Origin of the sequence: Candidatus Profftia sp. (ex Adelges kitamiensis), assembly GCF_020342455.1 — a bacterium.
GTDB lineage: Bacteria > Pseudomonadota > Gammaproteobacteria > Enterobacterales > Enterobacteriaceae > Profftia.
On the sequence record NZ_CP080506.1, the window covers coordinates 630,825 to 657,177 of the forward strand.

Below are 26,353 nucleotides of genomic sequence, written 5' to 3' on the forward strand. Positions count from 1 at the left end.
AAATAAAAAAATTATTTGCGGAGGTCTGCAATATTTCATTGTTTTGCTATAATATGAAGCAAGACTTATTGTTTATAAAAATGAGTTTTCTTATAGGAAGAGTATTTTGACTACTAATACTCATGCTCTTAATATTTCTGATATTTTAGATCTACTACCACATCGTTTTCCTTTTATTTTAGTAGATCGTGTTCTTGATTTTAGAGAAGGTAAATTCTTACAAGCAGTAAAAAACGTTACTTTCAACGAACCATTTTTTCAAGGTCATTTCCCTGGAAAACCTATTTTTCCGGGTGTATTAATTCTAGAGGCTATGGCTCAGGCCACTGGTATCTTAGCATTTAAAAGCGAAGGTAAATTAGAAACTGGTGAACTATATTATTTTGCTGGTATTGATTATGCTCGTTTTAAGCGTCCAGTTCAACCTGGTGATCAGATGATTTTGGAAGTTGAATTTCTTAAAGAACGTCGTGGAGTTGCGCGTTTTAATGGTATTGCAAAAGTTAATGATAAAATTGTCTGTGAAGCTTCAATGATGTGTGCCCGTAGCCGGGAGGTTGGATAGGTGATTAACATAACCTCCTTTATCCATCCAAGTGCTATAGTAGAAGAAGGAGCAGTAATTAGTGCTAGTGTATATATCGGTCCATTTTGCTACGTTGGATCAGAAGTAAAAATTTATGAAGGTACTATATTAAAGTCCCATGTTGTAGTGAATGGTATGACTAGAATTGGTCGTAATAATGAAATATATCAATTTGCATCCATTGGTGAAGTTAATCAGGACCTGAAATATGATAATGAACCAACAAGAGTAGAAATTGGCGATCGTAACCTTATTCGCGAGAATGTTACTATTCATCGTGGTACTGCACAGGGAAATAATGTAACAAAAATTGGTAGCGATAACTTGCTAATGATAAATGTACATATTGCGCATGATTGTGTAATAGGAAATAGTTGTATTCTAGCTAATAATGTTACTTTAGGTGGTCATGTTACGGTTGATGATTTTGTTGTTATTGGAGGGATGACTGCAGTTCATCAATTTTGTGTGATTGGTGCGCATGTAATGGTAGGAGGTTGCTCCGGAGTTTCTCAAGATATACCTCCTTATATTATTGCACAGGGTAATCATGCTACACCTTTTGGTTTAAATACTAAAGGTTTAAAACGTCGTGGTTTTAATAAAGAATCCTTACATAAAATACGTAATGTTTATAAGATCCTGTATCGTAGCGGTAAGACATTAAATGAAGTTAAACCCAAAATTATTGAATTAGCTAAACAGAATTCTGATATTCAGCTATTTGTTGATTTTTTTAAGCGCTCTACGCGCGGTATGATTAGATAAAAATAATGCCATCTCAGTTCTCTTCTTATTTATTTTCAACGTATAATAACTCGCGCCCATTAATTATAGGTTTGGTAGCTGGGGAAACCTCCGGTGATATTTTGGGTGCTGGTTTAATTTGTTCCTTAAAAAAACGTTATCCTAATTCTAGTTTTTTTGGAGTTGCAGGTCCTTTAATGAAAAATGAAGGCTGTCAAACTTGGTTTGATATGGAAGAACTGGCTATAATGGGGATAACTGAAGTTCTTAAACATTTACCTCGTTTGCTAAAAATTCGTCGTGAATTAACTAAACGTTTTAAAAAATTAAAACCTGATGTTTTCATTGGAATAGATGCTCCAGATTTTAATATAACACTTGAAGGTAATTTAAAGCAGTGTGGTATTAAAACTATTCATTATGTTAGCCCCTCTGTTTGGGCATGGCGTCAAAAGCGCGTTTTAAAGATTGGTAAAGCTACTAATTTAGTGTTGGTTTTTTTACCATTTGAAAAAAAAATTTACGATAGATTTAATGTTCCTTGTCGCTTTATAGGTCATACTATGGCAGATGCAATGCCTCTTAATCCCTATCCCGATAAACAAGTTGCTCGCCAAAATTTAGGTATTGCACCAGATGCTTTATGTTTAGCTTTATTACCTGGTAGTCGAAATACTGAAGTTAAAATGCTTAGTGCTGATTTTTTAAAAACAGCACTAATTTTACTTGAAAAATATCCTGCATTAGAGATTATTGTACCTTTAGTAAATGCAAAACTACGTGAGCAATTTGAACGTATTAAATCTAAAATTGCTCCCAATTTAAAAGTATATCTTTTAGACGGACAGGTACGTCATGCAATGTATGCTAGTAATGCTGCATTATTAGCATCTGGTACTGCTGCTCTAGAATGTATGTTGGCTAAATGCCCTATGGTAATTGGTTATCGCATGAATCCTGTAACATTCTGGCTAGCTGAACGTTTAGTAAAAATTGACTATGTCTCTCTGCCTAACTTGTTAGCGCGTCGTAAAATATTTGAAGAGTTATTACAGTATAATTGTCAGCCTAGAAAATTAGCAGCTGCATTATTACCGTTACTTAAAGATGATCAATCTACTAAAGTTTTACAAAAGACTTTATTAGAATTACATAAAAGTATTTGTTGTGGGGCTAATGAACAGGCAGCTGATGCTGTATTATCATTAGTAATTTATTCTAATATATAGTTAAATACGTATATCTTATTTTTTATTTTTATCCAAAATAATAAGTAAAAAATGTTTTAATATAATTTATAAAATTATATTAAATATCATTTTATCTTTCTTAATACTTGTAATAATAAAGAATATTTATAGACTAAATTTGTTTTAACTCCTATATATAATTCTATATAAATAATTTATTCATAGTTTTATCGTACTATTTTAATAGTATGTTTATACTGTGATTATAACTATAAAAATTTCTTATATACTCTAAAATTATCTTAAAATAAGTAGTTCTTTAGAAAAAAATAAGTGCTATTTTGATGTTATATTAAAGACCGTTAAAGACTGTAAATATATTGTGTATAATATACTACTACAGAAATATTTAATTATAAACTATAAGAATACCTATATTGAATATTCCAAGTATTTATCTGGATAAAGATAAAAATAATATTACTATAAAATATTTTAGATTAATTTAAACAAAATTCATACTCTATCTCTCCTCTTAATTATATATTTTATGTTCTAATATGAGTAACATCCTTTATAAAAGAGTAGTAAATATATGACTGAACCACGTTTTATACATCTGCACGTTCATAGCGATTATTCTATTATTGATGGATTAGCAAAAATTAGTACGTTAGTAAAGAAAGCTGCTATATTAGGTATGCCAGCTTTTGCTATTACTGATCATACTAATATATGTGGATTAATAAAATTTTATAATTTAGCACATGAAGCAGGTATTAAACCTATTATAGGTGCAGATTTATGGGTGAAAAGCAATTTTTTAGATAATGAGGTTTCTCTTATTACTATTCTAGCAGCTAATAATACAGGCTATAAAAATCTTATTATGCTCATATCGCATGCTTATCAACGTGGATACGGCGTTAAAGGTCCATTAATTGACTATGAATGGCTTATTAATTATCGTGAAGGGTTAATCTTATTATCTGGTGGTCTTAAAGGTGATATAGGGAAAATGTTGCTTCGTGGTAAAAAGAATTTTTTATATAAGTATATAGATTTTTATAAAAAATATTTTGCTAATAGTTATTATATAGAACTTATTCGAACTGGTCGTACACACGAGGAAAGTTATCTAAAATTTGCTGTAGAGCTAGCAGAAGAGTGTGATCTTCCAGTTGTAGCTACAAACGACGTATGTTTCTTAGAGCCAGCTGATTTTGATGCACATGAAATACGTGTTGCCATTCATGCAGGTTTTACTTTAGATGATCCTAAACGTCCTAAACACTACAGCACTCAACAGTATATGTGTAGCATAGAAAAGATGTGTAGTCTTTTTATTGATCTTCCTGAAGCTTTAGAAAATAGCGTGGAAATTGCAAAGCGTTGTAATGTAACAATTGGTTTAGGTGAATATTTCCTGCCATTGTTTCCTACTGGCACAATATCAAAAGAAGATTACTTAATTGCTAAATCCAAAGAAGGACTAAAAAATCGTTTAGAATTCTTATTCCCTGACGAAGAAATACGGGAAAAAGAGCGTTTACGTTATGATTTGCGTCTAGATATTGAGTTAAAAGTTATTAATCAAATGGGATTTCCATCCTATTTTCTTATTGTTATGGAATTTATTCAATGGTCTAAAGATCATGGCGTGCCTGTAGGTCCTGGTAGGGGTTCTGGTGCTGGATCCTTGGTAGCCTATGCACTAAAAATTACTGAGTTAGATCCTCTTGCATTTAATTTGCTATTTGAACGATTCCTAAATCCAGAACGTGTATCTCTGCCTGATTTTGATGTTGATTTCTGTATGGAAAAACGTGATTTAGTAATTGATCATGTGGCTGAAATATATGGTAGAGATGCAGTATCTCAGATTATTACTTTTGGAACTATGACAGCAAAAGCTGTTATACGTGATGTTGGTCGGGTTTTAGGTTATTCATATGGATTTGTTGATCGTATATCTAAATTAATTCCTCTAGATCCTGGAATGACCTTATCAAAAGCATTTAAGTTAGAACTACAATTTAAAAAAATTTACGAAGAGAATAAGGAAGTTCGTATTTTGATTGATATGGCACGTAAACTTGAAGGTATAACTCGTAATGCAGGTAAACATGCTGGTGGTGTAGTAATTGCGCCAACTAAAATTACTGATTTTGCGCCATTATACTGTGATTCTGAAGGTAATTATCCTGTAACTCAATTCGATAAGAGTGATATAGAATGTACTGGATTAGTAAAATTTGATTTTTTGGGTTTAAAAACACTAACTATAATTGACTGGGCATTAAAAATGATTAATGCCAAACTAGTTAAAAAAGGTAATTCTGCTATTGATATTAATAAGATACCATTAAACGATCAAAAAAGTTTTAAGATATTACAACAATCCGAAACAACAGCTATATTTCAGCTTGAATCACGTGGTATGAAAGATTTAATTAAACGTCTAAAACCAGATTGTTTTGAAGATATTATTGCATTAGTAGCACTATTTCGTCCCGGTCCTTTACAATCAGGAATGGTTGATAATTTTATTAATCGTAAGCATGGACTTGAAGATGTTTATTACCCAGATGTTCAGTGGCAGCATTCATTACTAAAACCTATATTAGAACCAACTTATGGTATTATCTTGTATCAAGAACAAGTAATACAGATTGCTCAAATACTATCTGGTTATACTTTAGGTGGAGCAGATATATTGCGTCGTGCTATGGGCAAAAAAAATCCAATAGAAATGGCTAAGCAGAGATCGGTATTTAAAGAAGGAGCAGAGAAAATGGGCATCGATAGTGAATTATCAATGAAGATATTTGACTTAGTAGAAAAATTTGCTGGTTATGGATTTAATAAGTCTCACTCTGCAGCATACGCATTAATCTCATATCAAACTCTATGGCTTAAAGCACATTATCCGTCTGAGTTTATGGCTGCTGTTATGACTGCAGATATGGATAATACTGAAAAAATTGTTAATTTAGTAAATGAATGCTTTCTTATGGGTCTTAAAGTGCTTCCTCCAGATATTAATAATGGACAATATTACTTCTATGTTAATGAAGGAGGTGAGATTATGTATGGTATAGGTGCGATAAAAGGTGTTGGTGCAAGTTCTATTGAGGCTATCATTGACTCACGAAATAAAGGTGGATATTTTAAAGAAATATTTGATTTATGTGCTAGGACAAGTACTAAAAAGTTAAATAGGCGTACTTTAGAGAAATTAATTTTATCTGGTGCATTTGATTGTTTAGGATCTCATCGTGCATCTTTAATGAATTCGCTAGGTAATGCATTAAAAGCTGCTAACCAGCATCATAAGGCAAAATCTTCTGGCCAGGTAGATATGTTTAATGTATTCACCACAGTACCTCAGCAAGCTAATAAAATTTATAGTACCGTCTCACCATGGCCTACCCGGATGTTATTAGATGCTGAACGTGATACGTTGGGTTTTTACTTAACCGGACACCCCATGAACCAATACCTCAAGGAAATAGAAAAATACGCTAGTGGTAAACAATTAAAAGATATATATCCGACACATAGAGGTAAAATCACTACTGCCGTAGGTTTAGTAATAGATATAAAAATAATTACTACAAAGAAGGGTAATCATATTGGATTATGTACGATAGATGATCGCTCCGGACGTTTAGAGGTGATATTATTTACTGATGTATTATATAAATATCAATATTTACTGCACAAAGATCGTATTTTAATTATTAGTGGACAGGTTAACTTAGATTACTTTAGTAGTAAAATAAAAATGATAGCTTGTAATATCATGGATATAAGTGAAGCACGTGAAAAATATGTACGTAGAATAGCTATATCCTTAACTGACAAACAAAATAATGATCAGTTTTTAAATATTCTTCATAACTTGTTAAAAACATACCCATATGGAATTATCCCGGTATATTTATATTATCAACACAATAATATGCGTACAAAGTTAAATTGTGATGCTTTCTGGAAGGTGAAGATAACAGAAGAACTTTTAACTGAACTTCGTAATCTCGTGGGAGATACACAAATAGCACTAGAATTTGACTAATATAGGAATATTATGAGTATAGATTTTGAACAGCCTATTGTAGATCTTGAAGCTAAAATTGACTTACTGACCTCAGTTAGCCATGAAGATAAAAAAATAGATTTTAATATAGATGAAGAAATAAAACTCTTGCGTGAAAAGAGTATGGAACTTACTAGTAAGATATTTTCTGAACTAGGAGCATGGCAAATTGCACAATTAGCACGCCATCCTCTTCGTCCTTATACTTTAGATTATATTCAACATATTTTTACTGATTTTAATGAGCTAGCAGGTGATCGTGCTTATGCAGATGATAAAGCTATTGTTGGAGGTATGGCTCGCTTGAATGGTCGTACGGTTATGATTATTGGCCATCAGAAAGGTCGTGAAACCAAAGAAAAAATACGCCGCAACTTTGGTATGCCAGCCCCTGAAGGATACCGTAAAGCTTTAAGATTAATGGAAATGGCTGAACGATTTAGGCTGCCGATAATTACTCTTATAGATACCCCTGGTGCATATCCTGGTGTTGGAGCTGAAGAGCGTGGTCAATCTGAAGCTATTGCTCGTAACTTACGTGAAATGTCTGGTTTAACTGTTCCCGTTATCTGTACTGTAATAGGTGAGGGAGGTTCTGGAGGAGCATTGGCAATTGGCGTAGGAGACAAAATGAATATGCTACAGTATAGCACATATTCAGTAATATCTCCGGAAGGTTGCGCTTCTATTTTATGGAAAAATGTAGATAAAGCCCCACTAGCTGCAGATGCAATGTGTATTACAGCTCCGCGTTTAAAAGAATTGAATCTTATTGATTGCGTTATAGAGGAACCTATGGGTGGTGCACATCGTGATGTTTTTGCTATGGCTGCTAATTTAAAAGTAAGATTGCTAGATGATTTGAATAATTTAGATTTGCTAAAAACTAAAGATCTGTTAAATATGCGTTATCAGCGTTTAATGAGTTATGGTTATTGTTAGTATCAGGTATAGATTTTTAGGTGTTATAAAATATAATAATATTTATATCACCGCATAATGAATTTTTATTCATATTTCATTTATAAAGTAAAATATAAATATTACAAGATTATACAATGTAAATGTTTTCTTGTTTTTATATTAAAATAGCTCATATATTTGATGATTTAGAAAATTAATCTAACACGATTAGATTTATAATATTTGTAGTATAAAACTAATCTCCTTGATTTTACTATAATCTATAATGTGATAGTATTTATATACTCAAGTGATAATCAATTACTTATATATTATAATAATTTATTAATATAATAAAATTATTGATTTAACATCATTAAGTAGTTAAGAATATAAAGTATACAATTTGAATTGTATAGTACTAAATAGACTTTATACTTAGTATAAGTATAAAATATACAATACATTTATGCTAATAAGCATTAAATAAAAGTTATGATTTATAACTTATAGTTTTATTAATATTATTATTTGATAAATAACTTTTATACTCTTATAATATTAGATATTATTTAGTATTTTAATCATAATTTTATATTATAAAATAATAGTATATCTGACTATATCAGTTTAGTAATTATAATTACTATAGAGTCATAATTAATATGAATAATTACATCAAGAACGTACCATCTAAGTTGAACTAAGAAATCAGTTAATATTTTTTTATATTAATATTATATTAGGTATACTTATAATTAGAAAATTATTGCTATCTTCTACAACTTCATAAAGATAAATAAGTATTTTATACTATTCAATCAAGCATAATAGTGGTTATATATATTTAAGAATTAATGATTTATATACTTTATTTTTATATAAAATATATAGTAAGGTATAAATACTTAATTCTATTATTTTGTATGTTTTATTTTTTATAATGAATATTTCAATTTAGGTGTTATGATCTTATTATTAAATAATTTTTATTTATCATTATGTAATGATAAATAAAAGATGCATGATATAAAGATCATATTAAAATTTAATAAAAACTACATAAACTATATTAGTAATAGTAAAAATATTTTATACAATCATTAATGTACATGTGCATATTAATGCTAATATATTTTGTATTATAGTGAATATTTTTATTGATGAAGTATTAGTGAATATTCTGTATAATATCTATTAAAATAGATTGTTTTTATTTATAATATACAGGTACTAAATATAAAATATATTTGTAACAAAATATAAGTTATAATAAAGACCTAATCTATTTAGATTAATAATATCTAGAGATAAACTTAAAAATATTTTCTTTATTATGCGCTTTATATGCACTACATCTTGATATTAATAATAGATATTAGCTAAACAATACTTTTATTAATCAAAAATATAATTATTTCTATAAATAACATTTACTATTAAAAATATAATCAAATATTTTATATTAAAAGATAATTTATTATGTAATGATTTTTATAATAATTTCGTTATTATATTTCTAATATTTAGTATATTTATAGCTCAATGCTTTTTATAGCTAACCTAAAACAAGATATATGCTAATACTAGCAGTTATTTGCTTTATATGTAACAATATAAATTGCGCTTAGATTAAAATTTATGATTACTTACTTTTATAAGTATTATTTTTTTAACTTTAAAAAATATATAACGAGTTAGGACATGACTAATTGATGATATTTTATATCATAAAAACTTTATATTAAATAATAATAAAAGACTTATATTACATATTTATAAATATTTAAGTAAGATATGCTTTTGATAGATAAAATAAATTGATAGTAAATCTTATTTTACACAGACTGTGGTAATACTTATAATCTATTAAAGTTCTCTTAGTGTAATTCAAACTTTATAATGATTTATAACATTTTTACTATTTTATTAAAAATATAAAATATATTGTATATATATCAGGAATAGATATTATTTTAGATCTTTTGTATAAAAGTTATTTTTAAAATTAACTTTAAATACTTCTTAATGACCCCTGCTGGATTTGAACCAGCGACCAAGCGATTATGAGTCGCCTGCTCTTACCACTGAGCTAAGGGGCCTAATAAGGGAGTGTGTATTATCTCTTAATAATCTACATATTATTAAGTAACTCATAAACATATGACTTTATAAATATTTTAAATATTGATTTATATAATATAAAAGATAAAATACTATTTTAGCATAAATAGTGATATATAATAATATTATAAGTCATATTATATGTATTTTTATAAAAATAAAAATTTAGATTAAATGTGTATAAGTAAAAAATTTCTTTACAGAGAGGGAGTAGTTCATAATAAAATATATTATTTACTCATATTTAAACTAAATAATTACTTATTATAATTAATATAACATATACTTTAGAAGTAAACAATATATTCGTGTTGAATATATCTAGTTAAAATAATATATTATAAATATATATAACCTAATTAATTTATTTCACGTAACTATATTTTATATATGCAATATATACATTGCAAGCTGATGTATTTTATTTTTATTTTTAAATAATTTTAGGAATATTAGTTTAATTTTTTATTTCTGTAGTATGAGAATATAAATGAAGTAGTACTCTTATACAAGTTCTATTTTACTAAATTTTTTTTTATATAATTTATTATATCATAATTATAGTTGCATTATATTGTAGTAATTAGTAATTCTTTAAATATTTTCTTGAAAATAAAGATCTTGATATTAAATAGTATCAATAAATTAATTATTTTTAAATATTTTCATAATAAATAACAAGATTATTTAATTAATATTCTTTAATACCTTTATAATAATCTTATTAAATACTATTTTACTTATATAAGTACCCTTACTTATTAATTTATAATTATAATTAGATACTAATATGACATTATAGTCAATCTACGTAATAAGAAAATAATTTTACTTTTAATATATATTAAAATTTAAATATATAAAGTTTAATTTAATTATTATTAACCTATTATTTATAAATAAACATAGATTATTTTATAGGTTATGTTCTATATACAAGTTATAACCATACTAATAATTTATTTTAATATAATTTTAGATACTATTATTAACTATATCTTATTTTCCTTATACTTTCGTAATTTGTAGTATTTGATTAATCTATAATACTTAATTAATAAATAAAGATATTATTCATTAATATTTTATATTAAAATTAATACAGATGGATAAAAACTTAATTCTATATAACATAGAGTATATAATATTTAATTTTAAAGAGGGTCTATACTACTATATGAATATGTTAGGGTAGTATAGTTATACAAATATATGAAAACTTAAAATATATTAATCATTACAAGTATACTTCTTGTCTATTTGTTTTAATATTAATATATTTAAGGTCTATTCTTCAATTAGTACTATAGAGTTATATAATTATTAATATAAAAATATTTTAAAGTGACTACAGAGATCAAATCAAATAATTAGGTAAATTATATTTTATTTAAGTAATTCTATATATTTTAATATAAGATTAATCATATTAAAATATTAATTCATAAGGAAATGATATTGAATCATATATATTAAATAAAATTTTGAAAAAGATTTTTATATAACTTTTTAATTAATTAATCTGTAGTATTGCGCTTTTTACGTACAATTACCACTATAGTTCCTATGAGCCCTATGACTAATAATATTATAGGTAAAAGCATTAAACAAGTCATCATCTGATTTTCGTGTTGTTTAACAAAAGGAATATAACTAATAGCTAGACCAGCACCTAACATAGAGCATACCCATAATAATGAGCTTAACCAGTTAAATACCTGAAATCGTGTATTTTTAAGTCCTGATAATCCAGCTATAGTTGGTAAAATAGTTCGCACAAATGCTAAAAAACGACCCATGAATAGTGCAACTAATCCATGTGTGTGAAACATATTATATGCACGTTGATGATAATGTTCTGGTAATTTAATTAACCAACTACGAACTAACTTGGTATGACCTAACCAACGTCCTTGAATATAACTAATCCAGCATCCTATGCTTGATGCAATAATAAGTACAACTATAGTAGGTAATAAAGGTAACACATCCCTCGCTATTAATGCACCTGCAAGCAATAGCAAGCTATCACCTGGTAAAAATGCAAAAAGAAGAATTCCATTTTCTAATAGCAGTATTGTAAATAAAATACTGTATATTGATAATACCATTTTAGGAGCGCTTAGTACAACAAAGTCTTGTGCCCACAGAGCTTGTAAGATATCTTTGATTACTTCCATTATTTATTACCCTTTATTACCTCTTTATTACTGCGTATAATATGTATTAATGTTTTTTATAAAAAACTAATTTATTTTATTTATATCTAAATATGAAGAAATTTCTTATATAATATTTTGAATAAAATATATTAAGGTAAGCTAATATAAGGTTTACTATTAAGTAATATATTATATAAAGATTTTACCATCCTAAAATTATTATATATAGTTTATATTACTAATGATGATCTATATACTTAAAATTTAGTGGAGCTTATTATGATTTTAGGTAGGTAATTTTTAGCAGGATTATTGTTTTAATCAATAAATAATGCTAATACATTGCTTATTAATATTTATAACTTAAATAAGTTATTTGTTATAATCTTATCAAGATATGATTATTTTGATATGTTGTTCAACATGATCATTTTAACTTACTATTAGTTATCTCTCGTTTGATTGATTTTCTATAATGTATAATAGAAACTATATAATTATTTTTATTAATCTATATTTCTTAAACATTTTTATTTTTTTATCTGTTTTTATTTTATTTTTATTTATTATTATTAGTAATATGTCATTATATTATTCTATTTATGTAATTACATGAATTTAAAATTTAATTGTATATTAATTATAATATAAACAGCATTCAATCATTAAGATATTTATAGTTTTATATTGACTATATACTTTTCTATTTATCTAGGTATTCATTATCAGTGTAATTAACAAATGTTATATATTAAAAAAATAAAGTAGAATATATGATATAATTATTCATAGTCAGATATTAAGTATATTTATTCATAAAAATATAGTATAAAATATTAATTTTAGCATAATAAATTAGTCTTATATAATTTATTCTTAAGATGGATTTTTTTTATTATTTCTATCTATAATTTTTTTATCTAATTAAATAAATTTTTACTATCAGTATTTAATTTTTAAATATTTTAATATAGAATATTAATTTTATTTATTACCTATAATCATAGAATATGATTTTTAATTTAAAAGAGTTTGTCACTATATAATTAATTTGGTTTCAAGTAATATTTATTTAATAAATTATATATAATTAAGAAACTTAATGATTAATTAAATTTATATAACCACTCAGATTAGTATATTAAAAATAAAATAGTTATATTCTTATTCTTATAAGAATTATTTTGAAATTTTAATAAGAAAAAATTAATTTTCAAATTTAACTAATTAATAATTTATCTATTTTAAATCTTTTTTAAATAGCCTTTTATTACGATTTAATCTCAAAGATACTTAATTTTTATATATATTAATTTTTTCTTTATTTTAGAAAAAATATTACTTTTAATCTATAATTTTTTTAAACATAAAAACTTTGTTTTGCTTAATCAATAACATTATTTAGATATAAAGATGTATTGTAAAAGTTGAGCTATTAGGTATAAGAATACTGCTGTGCTTATATTACAAAAACTATATCTACTATCTATATGGCCTTTACTGAATTTAAAAGAATAATATATACCGCTGAAAATTTACCGATTCATATTAATGAGATTTTTTTACTAAAAAATTCCTAATGATATGAATAAATACAATTAGTAATAATTTTATATAGTAGAATTATATTTAAGACTACTAGCCCAGTGCTAATCCCAATTTTTAATATTACCTAAAATTTAACACTATTACTCATAATTACACCTTAATATATTTTTGAATTGTAATTACTTTTTACTAGTATTACCTATAATAACTAATTACAAGATGGGTATATAATTTGTAATAAATTAATTACATTTTAATTCATTATAATGATATTTGCATTATCTAGTATATTTTTATAAAAAATATGAATAGTATATAGAATATATATTCTAAAATAACTAATATAATTTTTATAAGTTAAATATCTAATAAATTACAACAGCGTTAACACTATAGTTAATTATTAATTAAATAATTCTGTAACACATAAAAGTATTTGAGATAAAGAAGAGAAGTAGAAGAATTATTAATTCACAGGGTAATTCTAACACAATTAAAATACTATAAGTTTTATATTAATTATATTAGCACTAGATTAGTATGCTATTTATTAATTTATTATTTAGAAAAAGTACTTCTATATAAGTATTTGATCACTGTAACATATCTTGCCATAATGAATCACATAGTAAAATAGTTATCATTGATATTTTTATTAATTAAAATAGATATTTATGGTAAAATAAAGTGTACTAATAATTTAGTAATTAATGAGTTATTGCTCTTTTTTACAAGTACGGCCTAATAGAGTTAATGCAGCCTTACGAGCATCTTTATTGCAATAGAGAACTTGATAAATTTGCTCAGTAATTGGCATTTCTATCGCATAGCGTAGGGCTAATGTCATTACTTCTTTAATATTACTATACCCTTCAATCACTTGATTAATATTGTTTTGAGCATCTTGTACTCTAAGACCTTGTCCCAACATAATACCAAAACGACGATTACGAGACTGATTATCAGTACATGTTAAAACTAAATCCCCTAATCCAGACATTCCCATAAAAGTAGCTGCATCGGCACCTAGAGCAACACCGAGTCGGATCATTTCAGTTAATCCACGAGTAATTAAGGCAGTTCTAGCGTTTGCTCCAAAACCAATACCATCAGATATGCCAGCACCAATTGCAATAATATTTTTTATGACCCCTCCTAGTTGTACCCCAATAAAATCAGGATTACTATAAACTCGTAAACTCTTACCACAATGTAATAGCTTTTGTAAATATTCAACAAAATGTACGTTAGTAGATGATAGTACAATAGCTGTAGGAAGACCAGCTGCTAGTTCTTTTGCAAATGTAGGTCCTGATAGCGTAGCTAAAGGAATATCAGGACCTAAATATTTACGGATAACATGTTGTAATAAGTGCCCAGTACCTTTTTCTAATCCTTTTGTAGCACATACTATACGCGAATTAGCACGTAAGTGAGGTTGTATTTTGTATAAAACTTCACTAAATACATGACTAGGTACAACGATCATTATATCACGACTTACTGCAATGGCTTTTGTAAGATCTGTCTCTAACTTTAAATTATCAGGGAAATGAATATCAGGTAGAAAGGTTTGATTACAACGTGCTGTATGTAAGATATGAATATGTTTAGGATTGTGCCCCCAAAGTACTACATTGTATCCATTGCGTGCTAATGTAATTGCTAGAGCAGTTCCGTAAGATCCAGCACCTATAATAGTCATTGAAAAGTTTAAGTTATTATTCATTAGGCACTTATCGGCTGTTGTTTAGAATCTATGGCTACTTTAGTTTGCTGCATAAAGTGCATAAACATTGCATCAAAGTTAATTGGAGCTATATTTAACTGTGGAAAAGTACTACGATAAATTAAATTAGTAATACATTCACGGGCGTATGGGAAAAGAATATTAGGACAGTCAGCACCTAAGCAATAAGCTAATTTATTTCCTTCAATTCCCGAAATAGTAAATATTCCCGCTTGTTGTACTTCACACAGAAATGCAATACTCTCTTCTAGAGAAGAAGTGATAGTTATGCGTAATATAACTTCAAATACATCATTGATGAGTTTAGTAGATACAGTATTCAGATCTAGTTTAACTTCTGGTTTCCAGTCTTTTTGGAATATAGCTGGTGAGTTTGGAGATTCAAAAGAGATATCTTTAGTATAAATACGTTGTATCTGCAAAGATATTTCTGATGTTTTTTGTTCTAACATATTATTTACACCTTTTGGATTAGTATTTATATATAGAATTTATAGAATAACTTTATAATTACTCTTAAAGTAAATCTATTTTTTATCCAATGTGTTTAAATAGTAATATTCACCCGTGATTCTTCTATAAATAGAATCATAATAAATTTAAGAAATTATTGTGTTAGTCATCTGTATATATAGTACTATGTAACTTTAATAGTGATTCGTACTAGGACATATATAATATTATATATATTATATCTTAATATTTAAACTTCTTGTATATTATTTATTACGTACTAAAGGTAGGTTAGCACTATCCCAGCCTATAATACCATTTTGTAGTATATAAATTCTTTTAAAGCCCACTTTTACTAAATACTCGCCTAATTTGCGAGAGAGAATACCATGTGCACAAACTAAAATAACTGGTTTAATTTTATATTTATTTAGTTTGTAAAGTTTTTCATTTTGCAGTTCGTTAGGTTTTATATTTAAAGAATTTACCAAATGACCATTGAAAAAATCCTTTGGAGAACGAGTATCGATAACTATAGCATCTTCTTTGTTCATTAAAATAGTTGCCTCAAAGTAAGTAATTTCTTTTACTTTAGAAACATAACTTTTGAATGTAGTAATTATTACTGCTAAAAATAATAGAATCCATGCTATACATAGTATGTAATGAATATTGATAAAATTTATAATATGTTGTATTGACATTAATATAACTACTCTATTCTAAGTTTAGAAATAAATAAATATACTATGGGAGTATACCAGGACAATATATAAATTACAGATAGAAAAAAATGATCAAATATTTTGCAGAAAATAACTAAATTTCTTACTGAAACCAATAATTTCTTCTTTAATAAATAATATAAAAATCTAAGTTTATTTTTATTAAAACATATAAGGCAAATAGTTCTTTCTATACAAAGTGAAATGATATTTCAAACTTTATTATTATATTAGATATCATAAGTTATGATTATTTTATGAGTTTATAAACTAATATGATGATTAATAATCCATATCTAAATTTTAGTATTACTATTTTTATACATTGATAATCTCATTATTTTTGTAAGGATATTCATCTTTATTAAGATTATTATCATTTACTTCCTATAATTATAATTATTAGATTTTAATAAAATTTGCGTGTTATCTTATTATTAATAGTAAGTTATATTTTACTATGAATCATTTAATTATTTATAATAATAATTAATTACTAGGTATTATTATTAATACATAGCTGATTTACTTTAATTTTACATACATTTTATCTTTCATAAAAATGTTATTATAAGAAGCCTTATTTAATATTATTTTTTATAATTATCAAATAGTATAGTAAATATACTTATATATTTTATATAAAGTAAAAAGATTATAAAGTGAAAAAATAATATTAATAAATTTATTAATATTTGACCTAGCACACTATGCTTTGAGCGAGTTAGTAATATTTTTGAGAACTTTTTTTATTACGTATATAAAAATGTACTTTTGAATCTACAGTACCTATTTTATAAGGTAATTTATTTATAGTAATATTTAATATTATAATACTAGATTAGTAAAACACAATACATTATATTTTCAATATATATTAATTAACTTATTTAAGTTGCCATACATATTGCTCAGTAAAATATTTTCAAGCAAATAATTTATCTTCTTACAGAAGATAAATTATTAATTATCTATAAAATTTATTTTATCTTAAAATTTAAGTATATAACGAGGTGATAGTAATGACAAGTATAAAAAAAACTATGATACTATTAATTCTGGATGGCTATGGTTATCGTGAAGAAATTCAAGATAATGCTATTCTTAACGCTAAAAGACCTGTAATGGAACATTTATGGAAAGAATATCCACATACTCTTATTTCTGCTTCTGGTATAGATGTTGGTCTACCTGATGGTCAAATGGGTAACTCTGAAGTAGGTCACGTAAATTTGGGTGCAGGACGTATTGTATACCAAGATCTTATGCGCTTAAATAAAGAAATTAAAGATGGTACTTTCTTTTTTAATAAAACTTTAGTTAGTGCAGTAGATAAAGCAGCGTCTCTAGGTAAGGCGGTTCATATAATGGGTCTAATGTCCTCAGGGGGTGTTCATAGCCATGAGGAGCATATTATTGCTATGATTAAAATGGCTGCTACCCATAATGTAGAGAGAATATATTTACACGCATTCCTAGATGGACGAGATACCCCCCCCCGTAGTGCTAAAAATACACTAAAAAGATTTACTGAAATATTTACTGCATTAGGTAAAGGACGTATTGCTTCTTTAGTGGGTCGTTACTATGCGATGGACCGTGATAATCGCTGGGATCGTGTTCAGTTAGCTTACAATCTACTAACTGAAGCTAAAGGAAAATTTATTTCTATAAATGCAGTTGAAGGTCTTAAAAAAGCTTATGAGCGCAATGAAAACGATGAGTTTATTCAACCAACTGTAATCAAGGGAATAAATGAAGTTGATGCTATAATGCAAGACGGAGATGCTTTAATTTTTATGAACTTTCGTGCTGATCGTGCGCGTCAAATTACACGTGCCTTTGTTAACACTGATTTTTGTGGCTTTAAACGTAAAAAAGTTATTAACTTTAGTAATTTTATAATGTTGACTAAATATGCTGATAATATTCCAGCTAAATATGCTTACGGACCATCACCATTAAAAAACACTTTCGGCGAATGGCTTATGAAGTATAATAAAACCCAGCTGCGTATTTCTGAAACTGAGAAGTATGCTCATGTTACTTTTTTTTATAATGGTGGTGTTGAAAAGCAGTTTAAAGGTGAGGACCGTATCTTAATTAACTCACCAAAAGTTGCAACCTATGATCTACAACCCGAAATGAATTCGGATGCATTGACTTCGGCATTAATTTCTGCAATTAATAGTAGAATATACGATGCAATTATTTGTAATTATCCCAATGGTGACATGGTTGGTCATACTGGCATTTATTCAGCAACTGTAAAAGCTATTGAAGCTCTGGACTGTTGTATAGGTGAGGTTGTTAAAGCTGTACATAATGTGGAGGGTCAGTTACTTATCACTGCTGATCACGGAAATGCTGAGCTTATGCGCGATCAGATAACTGGCGTAGCATATACTGCTCATACTAATTTACCAGTGCCATTAATATACGTGGGTAAACCGGCTATAGCTATTCAAGGTGGTAAGTTATCTGATATTGCAGTAACTATGTTAACTATGATGGACATGGAAATTCCTAAAGAGATGACTGGCAAACCACTTTTTATATTATAGTATATATCAATTAAGATTGATCCTTATTTATTAATATTATAAATGAAATATATTTCATACTTAAGGCAGTAAAATAAAATTTATTATTGGTTATAATGTTACTAATCAATAAACAATAATTAAACATATATGATATGTTTAATTATTGTTTTATTTTCTGCCTTACTACTTTCCTTATAGATTTAAATATAATTAAACTTCTTTTTTTATACTAAATAAAGATAAAATCTAGAGAATATATACGTAAGATAATTGACTTGAAGATAAATAAAAATATTATATAGAATATTGTTATAAAAATATTAATATCTATTATATAATAACTGGGGCGTTATTAATTATTAATAAGTTCTATATCCTAAGATTTTAATCATATTTTATTAAGAGGAACATTTTATGTTATTGTATAATCTCAATAATAATAAAAGAAACTTTATAAGTTTCAATCTTAATAAATTATTTTTATACATGTTATTATGATGTATTACGACGGCGTGGTATTATAGGTAAAGTATTATATTTCGTAGATACACTGCGATCACTATTATTTTTGACACGCCGATCGTAATTAAAAGATGTTCTATTACGTCCATTCATATTACAATGTTCATTGTTATAAGTACGACGTCTATCATAATTATTTGCTGGACGATTACTATATGAGTGATGTGTTGGTGCGTCACCCATCAATTGCATATTTAATGGTTTATTAAAGATACGAGTACAGGTAAAGTGAGATAGTAAATCACTTGGCATACTTTTGGGCAGTTCTATCGTTGAATGATAAGCAAATAGTTTAATATTACCAATATAACAGCTATTTATATCACCTTCATTAGCAATAGCGCCAACAATGTGTCGTATTTCTACGCCATCATCACGACCAACTTCGATACGATATAATGCCATATCTTCATGTTCTCTGTGTTTAGCGCTTTTACGGATATTATTATATCGTTGTTCATCACGTTCATAAAATTTATTATTTTTACGACGTTCTATTACTAACTCTGGTGGTGGAATAAGTAGTAATTCTCCCTTTGCTATTTTTAATAATGCTGCTGCTAATGTTTCCATATCTAGTTTATTATCTGGTTTTAGTTTAGTAAGTAAATCACGGTATTTATCTAAATCGTTACTTTCAAGTTGTTGTTGTATTTTAGCAGCAAATTTTGCTAGACGACGCTTGCCTAAGAGTTCAGAATTGGGAATTTTAACTTCTGGGATAGCTATTTTCATAATACGTTCGATATTATTTAATAGTCGACGCTCACTGTTTTCTACAAATAATAAAGCACGTCCAGCACGTCCAGCACGTCCAGTACGTCCAATACGATGAACATAAGACTCAGAGTCTATTGGTATATCATAGTTAATCACTAAACTTATACGATCAACATCTAAACCACGAGCAGCAACATCAGTTGCTATCAGAATATCTAAACGACCGTCTTTTAAGCGTCCTAGAGTTTGTTCACGTAAAGCTTGGTTCATATCACCATTCAGAGCAGCACTACTATAACCATTACGTTCTAATGTTTCTGCAACTTCTAAAGTTGCATTTTTAGTTTTTACAAAAATAATGACAGCATCAAAATCTTCAGCTTCTAGGAAGCGAATTAACGCCTCATTTTTACGTATACCAAAGACATTACAGTAACTTTGGTTAATGTCTGGCTGAGTGTTAATATTAGACCTAATACGTACTTCCTTAGGTTCTTTCATAAAGCGACGTGTAATACGACGTATTGCTTCAGGCATAGTTGCAGAAAATAAAGCTGTTTGATGTTGTGCTGGTATCTGTGCTAAAATGTTTTCAACATCTTCAATAAAACCCATTCTTAACATTTCATCAGCTTCGTCTAGAACTAAACCACTTAATTTAGATAATTTAAGGGTACCTCTTTTTAAGTGATCCAGCAGCCTTCCTGGGGTTCCAACAACAATCTGTGGCCCCTCTCGTAGAGAGCGCAGCTGTACATCGTAACGTTGACCGCCATAAAGGGCGACAACCCTTATAGTCTTCATGTATTTAGCAAAGTCAGATATTGCTCTAGAAACCTGTACTGCTAGCTCGCGAGTGGGTGCTAAAACAAGTATCTGTGGAGCTCTAAGACTTATATTAATATTACATAATAATGGTAAAGAAAAGGCAGCGGTTTTTCCAGAACCTGTCTGAGCCATACCTAATACATCTCGTCCCTGTAAAAGATGGGGAATACATTCTATTTGTATGGGAGATGGTCTTTCATATCCAAGATCTCTTAGTGCTTTTATAATTGGTTCAGATAAACCTAAATAAGCAAAAGAATTATTTAACTTAGTCATGTAAACGTGCCTCATTAATAGCGCCAGTTTACATAACTATTCTAGAAAATATAAGTAGTGTATTTTCATTGAAAAGTGTGAACCGGCTTAAATTATATTAAATAACGGACAAAAACTTTTTAAGGAGTAAAAAATAAATTTAAATATATTTTGTTATTCGTCAGTTATCGCTGTTTTGGTTTTAATAAATCCTTTTTGTATAGAAATAAAAATACTAATTATAACATATGGTGGTAGTATGGTTAGAAATTATCACTTCCTACTTGAGTAATTACCCTGCTAAATAAATAAAGTATTATTAAAATAAGTTAAAGTAGTATTACTTGTTATATTCTTTTCTAACATTACATTAATATGTTTTATTAAAAAAATAAAATATAATCCATGGATATTTATTCTTACTAATATTTATTTAATTCAACTTATCTAAATATTTTATAATATAAAGTCTATATATAAAATATATGCTTTTAAGATTAAAATTTAAAGTATTATATACTTTTTACACTTCAATATAAAAGAAATGTAAAAATTACTTACTTATCTTAATATTAACATAATATGTTCTTAGGTAATATTTATATAAAAATATAATTAGTGAACTATTATGATATAATAAAACATTATTTTAATAATAAGGGTATAAAGAATTAATAAATTTTTACTATTTATTAATTCTTTAGATAATTACTTTATTCTAATATTCTTGCTGCTTTTATACTCAAACGAACTCGTCCTTGACGATCGACTTCAAGTACTTTCACTGAAACTTCTTGGCCCATAAGTAAATAGTCTATTACTTTTTCAACTCTTCTATCAGAAATTTGAGAAATATGCACAAGACCCTCTTTACCACCTCCTATAGAAACAAAAGCACCAAAATCAACTATACGAGTAACTTTCCCTTGATATATGCGCCCCACTTCTATCTCAGCAGTTATTTCTTCGATACGCATAATAGCTTGTTTAGCTTTTTCTTCATTAGTAGCTACTATTTTTACAATACCATTATCTTCAATTTCAATGATAGTACCAGTTTTTTCAGTAAGAGCTCGGATAACTGAACCACCCTTACCAATAATATCTTTTATTTTTTCAGGATTAATACTTATAGTATGAATACGCGGCGCAAATTTAGAAATATAACTGCGCGGTCTATTAATGGCTCGTTCCATTACACTCAGAATATGTAGACGAGCACTTTTTGCCTGATTAAGAGCTACTTGCATAATTTCATAGGTAATCCCTTCTATTTTCATATCCATCTGAAGAGCAGTCATACCACCTAGACCACCAGCAACTTTAAAGTCCATATCCCCTAGATTATCTTCGTCACCTAAAATATCAGATAGTACTACAAAATTTTCTTCTTCTTTTACTAAACCCATTGCAATTCCAGCAATAGCTGCTTTTATTGGTACACCAGCATCCATCAGTGCTAGAGATGCACCACAGACAGAAGCCATTGAAGAAGAACCGTTAGATTCGGTTATTTCAGAAACCACACGTACAGTATACGGAAATTCTTCTTGTTTAGGTATTACAGCTAATAGACTACGTTTTGCTAAACGACCATGACCAATTTCACGACGCTTAGGGGATCCTATTATCCCAATTTCTCCAACAGAGTACGAAGGAAAATTATAATGCAGCAAGAATCTATCAGTTTGGTCACCGGTTAATCCATCAATAATCTGCGCATCACGTTCTGTACCAAGAGTAACAGTAACTAGTGCTTGAGTCTCACCGCGTGTGAAAAGTGCAGAACCATGAGTACGAGGAAGAATACCAGTGCGCACATCTAAACTTCGTATCATATCTTTTTCACGACCATCAATACGAAGCTCTCCATTTAACACGCGGCTGCGTACAATATTTTTTTCTAGTAAATTTATAACATCTGTTATTTCTCCTGAAATTAAAGATCCGTCTTCAGTTTGAAGAGTAGTAATTACATCATTTTTAATCTGATTAATCTGCGCGTAACGATCTTGTTTTTCAATTATTTTATACGCATCTCCGATTCTAGTCTTTGCTATTGCAGTAACACGTGTTTTCAAAAATTCATTAACCACAGGTGTGATCCATGCCCAACGAGGTTTTCCGGCTTCAACGGTAAGTATCCTAATATTCTTAATAAGAATCTGTTGCTGTTCGTGGCCAAATATAACTGCTTCCAGCATTTGCTCTTCACTAAGAAGTTTAGCTTCTGACTCAACCATTATTACCGCTTTTTCAGTACCAGCAACAATTAAATCCAGTTTACTTTTTTGTAGTTCATTAGTAGTTGGATTTATCACATACTGATTATCAATATAACCAACGCGGGCTGCACCAAATGGACCATTAAATGGAATACCTGATAAACTCATTACAGCGGAGGCACCAATCATTGCAACAATATCAGGATTAATCTGAGGGTTGATAGAAACAACAGTAGAAACAATTTGAATTTCGTTCAAGAATCCTATTGGAAGCAGTGGGCGAATTGGACGATCAATTAAACGCGCAATTAGAGTTTCATTTTCACTGGGACGACCTTCGCGACGGAAAAATCCACCAGGAAAACGACCAGCAGCGTAGGTGCGTTCTTGATAATAAACTGTTAGAGGAAGAAAACGCTGATTTTCTTTAGCTACTTTAGCGCAAACAATGGTAACTAATACTGCTGTATCATCCATAGTTACCATGACAGCAGCTGTAGCTTGACGAGCTATCATACCTGTCTCTAAAGTTACGGTATTTTGACCGTACTGAAATTTACAAACTGTAGGATTCAGCAAAGTATTTTCCTTATTTTGGTAAGTTTAGTAACGCTCATTAAGAAAGTTACTTTTATTATATAATCTCAAGTTTTTCATAGCATTAGCCGTGAGAATGTTTGTAACATATTATTAAATAACATGAATTACTATGATTAATAAAATTGTAATTTAATTTAAATATTAGTAAATACTAATTAGTTATTTTTATATTAGACATAGTTTTATCTATACTAATCCCTAGAATAAAGGGGCCTATATTGGCCCCTTGAAATTCTTAAAATATTTTAAGGACTAACGACGCAGACTTAAAAGTTTAATTACGTTTGTATAACTAGCTAGATCTTTACTCTTCAGGTAATCTAGTAACTTACGACGCCGAGAAACCATACGCAGCAAACCACGACGACTATGATGATCTTTTTTATGCGTATTAAAGTGAACTTGCAAACGGCTAATCTGTGCAGTTAACAGAGCAATTTGAACCTCAGTAGATCCACTATCTTTAGTGTTACGACCAAAATTAGAGACAATTTCAGTTGTAACTGAAATATTTAGAGACATTATTTAACTCCGTATTTTGTAAAATAACTAAAAACATGCGGCCGATCTCTAATTCAGCTGTCTTATACTTATTATACTCTGAGTATAAAAAAAATACAACAAGCACCTAAAATACAAAATTGTTAAAGATACGTTAATCAGTCAATAAGATAAATTAATTAGTAAAGGATATCAAATATTCTAATAATATTTTTTATGTATTCTGATATTATATATTATATAAACAGTAACAACAGGTAGACTACCAGTCTAAATTAGCAAAATATTAACTATTAATACTACCTCTTTAAAATATTTCTAGTAAATATTGCTTACTAAACGGTATGGAGTTAAATATCCTTGATTATCTAAATTACCAACTCCAATAAATTTACGTTTATTACCCGCATTAATACGCACCATACCCTCGGTAGGCAAACATATTGCCTGAATTTGCACCCCTTTTCCTTGTATGATGTGAGTAGCAAAAATATCGGTAATATTAACTTCGGGTAGATGAGACGCAGCGGCATCTATAGGTAATAATAAAGAATCAAGCATGATACTTTGTTCGATATTAATTTCTTGGGCTAAGGTAACAATTTGTTGTAAACTCTTCAGAGTAACCATAAGATCTGATGAATACTGAGAAACCTGTATTCGGCGTAAATAGATAACGTGTGCGCCACAGCCTAAAAGTGTACCTAAATCATCAATTACAGTTCTAATATAGGTACCTTTGGAGCAGTCAATTTCTAACTCTAATTCATTATCTTGGTAGCGAATACACCGTAAGTGATATATTGTAATATTACGAGCTTTACGTGGTACTTCAAGTCCTTGACGTGCATATTTATAAAGTGGTTTGCCATGATTTTTAATAGCAGAATACATTGATGGTATTTGACAGATGTTACCACGAAATTGGGATAGTGCTTCATCTAATTGTATTTGTGAAAAATTAACTGAACATTCCTTAATAAGTTTACCAGTAGAATCAGCAGTACTAGTTTTTTGTCCTAAGCGCGCAATAACAATATATCTTTTTTTGGCATTCAATAAGAATTGAGCAAATTTAGTCGATTCACCAAAACAAATAGGCAGCATACCTTCTGCTAGAGGATCTAATGTACCAGTATGTCCGGCTTTTTTAGCATTATATATACTTTTTACCTCCTGTAAAACTTTATTTGAAGATATATTTAAATCCTTATCTAACAACAGTACCCCGTTAATATTACGGCTGTTCCGTAGGATTCGTGACATCATCACTTCCTTATGTACTTAAGACTTTATTTGATAAAATACTATGTTCTGTATCATTTTTAAAAATATTAGTAATAAGATTAGACATACGTATACCTTCAATTAAAGATGCGTCATATACAAAAGTGATCTTAGGAATTACGCGTAAATACATAACTCTACTTAGTAACATACGGATAAATCCAGAAACTTTCTGCAATACTTGAAGGCCAATTTTTACAGTATTAGGATCATGATCGTTTAAGAAAGTTACAAATACTTTAGCATAATTTAAATCGCAAGAAACTTTAACACTAGAAACTGTAACCATAACAATGCGTGGGTCTTTAATATGGCTTTGCAAAATGATAGCTATTTTTTTTTGTATCTCTTGAGATACACGTTGAATACGGTTATTTTTTCTTATCATTGAATTCTCCGGAAATATTAATTTTAGAGTATAATATTTTATTAAGATTAAAATATATTCTACTAATAAACAGGGTTAAATAAATTATTTATAGTTCAATTAATTCGTTAAAAATATCCCAATTATTTTTATAGTGTGTCACTATGCGTCGAGAACTATTAGTAATAATACTTTTAATTACATTAAAATGACGT

At 28.0% G+C, this 26,353-nt stretch carries 15 protein-coding genes and 1 tRNA gene; 6 read left to right on the top strand and 10 right to left on the bottom strand.

From position 1 onward, the window contains the following. Nucleotides 1-106 precede the first annotated feature (106 nt). The 5 genes from fabZ (at nucleotide 107) to accA (ending at nucleotide 7,564) form a co-directional block, all read left to right on the top strand. Complete coding sequence (gene fabZ / locus K0T98_RS01670; RefSeq protein ID WP_225639150.1) at nucleotides 107-565, top strand: 3-hydroxyacyl-ACP dehydratase FabZ; 459 nt, start codon at nucleotides 107-109, stop codon at nucleotides 563-565. Next, entirely contained in the window at nucleotides 566-1,354 is a 789-nt protein-coding gene (lpxA, locus tag K0T98_RS01675; RefSeq protein WP_225639151.1) for an acyl-ACP--UDP-N-acetylglucosamine O-acyltransferase, read from the top strand. It abuts the gene before it with no gap. 5 nt (nucleotides 1,355-1,359) lie between these two features. Continuing rightward, nucleotides 1,360-2,562, top strand: coding sequence for a lipid-A-disaccharide synthase (gene lpxB, locus K0T98_RS01680; protein ID WP_225639152.1), 1,203 nt, complete (start codon nucleotides 1,360-1,362; stop codon nucleotides 2,560-2,562). Between the two features lie 556 nt (nucleotides 2,563-3,118). Next, nucleotides 3,119-6,601 (top strand): DNA polymerase III subunit alpha, encoded by a 3,483-nt coding sequence (dnaE, locus tag K0T98_RS01685; RefSeq protein WP_225639153.1) that lies wholly within the window; start codon nucleotides 3,119-3,121, stop codon nucleotides 6,599-6,601. Nucleotides 6,602-6,613: 12 nt separating this feature from the next. After that, nucleotides 6,614-7,564, top strand: coding sequence for an acetyl-CoA carboxylase carboxyl transferase subunit alpha (gene accA / locus K0T98_RS01690; protein WP_225639154.1), 951 nt, complete (start codon nucleotides 6,614-6,616; stop codon nucleotides 7,562-7,564). 1,990 nt (nucleotides 7,565-9,554) lie between these two features. Here accA and K0T98_RS01695 read toward each other — a convergent pair. The 5 genes from K0T98_RS01695 to K0T98_RS01715 all read right to left on the bottom strand — a co-directional run bounded on the left by K0T98_RS01695 (nucleotide 9,555) and on the right by K0T98_RS01715 (nucleotide 16,266). Next, nucleotides 9,555-9,627: transfer RNA gene (locus K0T98_RS01695), tRNA-Ile, on the bottom strand. Nucleotides 9,628-11,166: 1,539 nt separating this feature from the next. Then, the gene (locus K0T98_RS01700; RefSeq protein WP_225639155.1) at nucleotides 11,167-11,829 is read right to left on the bottom strand and encodes a DedA family protein; all 663 of its coding nucleotides are present in this window, start codon (nucleotides 11,827-11,829) and stop codon (nucleotides 11,167-11,169) included. A 2,245-nt stretch (nucleotides 11,830-14,074) separates the two neighbouring features. Next, nucleotides 14,075-15,088 carry an NAD(P)H-dependent glycerol-3-phosphate dehydrogenase gene (gene gpsA / locus K0T98_RS01705; RefSeq protein ID WP_225639156.1) on the bottom strand — a complete coding sequence of 338 codons (1,014 nt, stop codon included), beginning with the start codon at nucleotides 15,086-15,088 and terminating at the stop codon, nucleotides 14,075-14,077. Continuing rightward, entirely contained in the window at nucleotides 15,088-15,561 is a 474-nt protein-coding gene (gene secB, locus K0T98_RS01710) for a protein-export chaperone SecB (protein ID WP_225639157.1), read from the bottom strand. Before secB ends, gpsA begins: the two co-directional genes overlap by 1 nt. A gap of 267 nt (nucleotides 15,562-15,828) precedes the next feature. Next, nucleotides 15,829-16,266 (bottom strand): rhodanese-like domain-containing protein, encoded by a 438-nt coding sequence (locus K0T98_RS01715; RefSeq protein ID WP_225639158.1) that lies wholly within the window; start codon nucleotides 16,264-16,266, stop codon nucleotides 15,829-15,831. Nucleotides 16,267-17,309: 1,043 nt separating this feature from the next. Here K0T98_RS01715 and gpmM point away from each other — a divergent pair. Next, a complete protein-coding gene (gene gpmM, locus K0T98_RS01720; RefSeq protein ID WP_225639159.1) occupies nucleotides 17,310-18,851 on the top strand; it encodes a 2,3-bisphosphoglycerate-independent phosphoglycerate mutase in 1,542 nt (513 codons plus the stop codon). A 474-nt stretch (nucleotides 18,852-19,325) separates the two neighbouring features. Here the strand turns inward: gpmM and K0T98_RS01725 are convergent, their stop codons facing one another. The 5 genes from K0T98_RS01725 to rbfA form a co-directional block, all read right to left on the bottom strand. Then, a complete protein-coding gene (locus K0T98_RS01725; protein WP_225639160.1) occupies nucleotides 19,326-21,179 on the bottom strand; it encodes a DEAD/DEAH family ATP-dependent RNA helicase in 1,854 nt (617 codons plus the stop codon). A 692-nt stretch (nucleotides 21,180-21,871) separates the two neighbouring features. Beyond that, complete coding sequence (pnp, locus tag K0T98_RS01730) at nucleotides 21,872-23,962, bottom strand: polyribonucleotide nucleotidyltransferase (RefSeq protein WP_225639161.1); 2,091 nt, start codon at nucleotides 23,960-23,962, stop codon at nucleotides 21,872-21,874. A gap of 273 nt (nucleotides 23,963-24,235) precedes the next feature. After that, entirely contained in the window at nucleotides 24,236-24,505 is a 270-nt protein-coding gene (gene rpsO / locus K0T98_RS01735; protein ID WP_225639162.1) for a 30S ribosomal protein S15, read from the bottom strand. A gap of 297 nt (nucleotides 24,506-24,802) precedes the next feature. Beyond that, complete coding sequence (gene truB / locus K0T98_RS01740; RefSeq protein ID WP_225639163.1) at nucleotides 24,803-25,750, bottom strand: tRNA pseudouridine(55) synthase TruB; 948 nt, start codon at nucleotides 25,748-25,750, stop codon at nucleotides 24,803-24,805. A 10-nt stretch (nucleotides 25,751-25,760) separates the two neighbouring features. Further along, a complete protein-coding gene (rbfA, locus tag K0T98_RS01745; protein WP_225639164.1) occupies nucleotides 25,761-26,159 on the bottom strand; it encodes a 30S ribosome-binding factor RbfA in 399 nt (132 codons plus the stop codon). Nucleotides 26,160-26,353: the final 194 nt, after the last annotated feature.

What these genes read in the sequence shown, in the direction of transcription:
- gpmM (WP_225639159.1), top strand. Translation starts at nt 17,310, where the DNA reads ATGACAAGTATAAAAAAAACTATGATACTATTAATTCTGGATGGCTAT.
- dnaE (WP_225639153.1), top strand. Translation starts at nt 3,119, where the DNA reads ATGACTGAACCACGTTTTATACATCTGCACGTTCATAGCGATTATTCT.
- gpsA (WP_225639156.1), bottom strand. Translation starts at nt 15,088, where the DNA reads ATGAATAATAACTTAAACTTTTCAATGACTATTATAGGTGCTGGATCT.
- truB (WP_225639163.1), bottom strand. Translation starts at nt 25,750, where the DNA reads ATGTCACGAATCCTACGGAACAGCCGTAATATTAACGGGGTACTGTTG.
- accA (WP_225639154.1), top strand. Translation starts at nt 6,614, where the DNA reads ATGAGTATAGATTTTGAACAGCCTATTGTAGATCTTGAAGCTAAAATT.
- rpsO (WP_225639162.1), bottom strand. Translation starts at nt 24,505, where the DNA reads ATGTCTCTAAATATTTCAGTTACAACTGAAATTGTCTCTAATTTTGGT.
- K0T98_RS01715 (WP_225639158.1), bottom strand. Translation starts at nt 16,266, where the DNA reads ATGTCAATACAACATATTATAAATTTTATCAATATTCATTACATACTA.
- K0T98_RS01700 (WP_225639155.1), bottom strand. Translation starts at nt 11,829, where the DNA reads ATGGAAGTAATCAAAGATATCTTACAAGCTCTGTGGGCACAAGACTTT.
- lpxB (WP_225639152.1), top strand. Translation starts at nt 1,360, where the DNA reads ATGCCATCTCAGTTCTCTTCTTATTTATTTTCAACGTATAATAACTCG.
- rbfA (WP_225639164.1), bottom strand. Translation starts at nt 26,159, where the DNA reads ATGATAAGAAAAAATAACCGTATTCAACGTGTATCTCAAGAGATACAA.
- secB (WP_225639157.1), bottom strand. Translation starts at nt 15,561, where the DNA reads ATGTTAGAACAAAAAACATCAGAAATATCTTTGCAGATACAACGTATT.
- K0T98_RS01725 (WP_225639160.1), bottom strand. Translation starts at nt 21,179, where the DNA reads ATGACTAAGTTAAATAATTCTTTTGCTTATTTAGGTTTATCTGAACCA.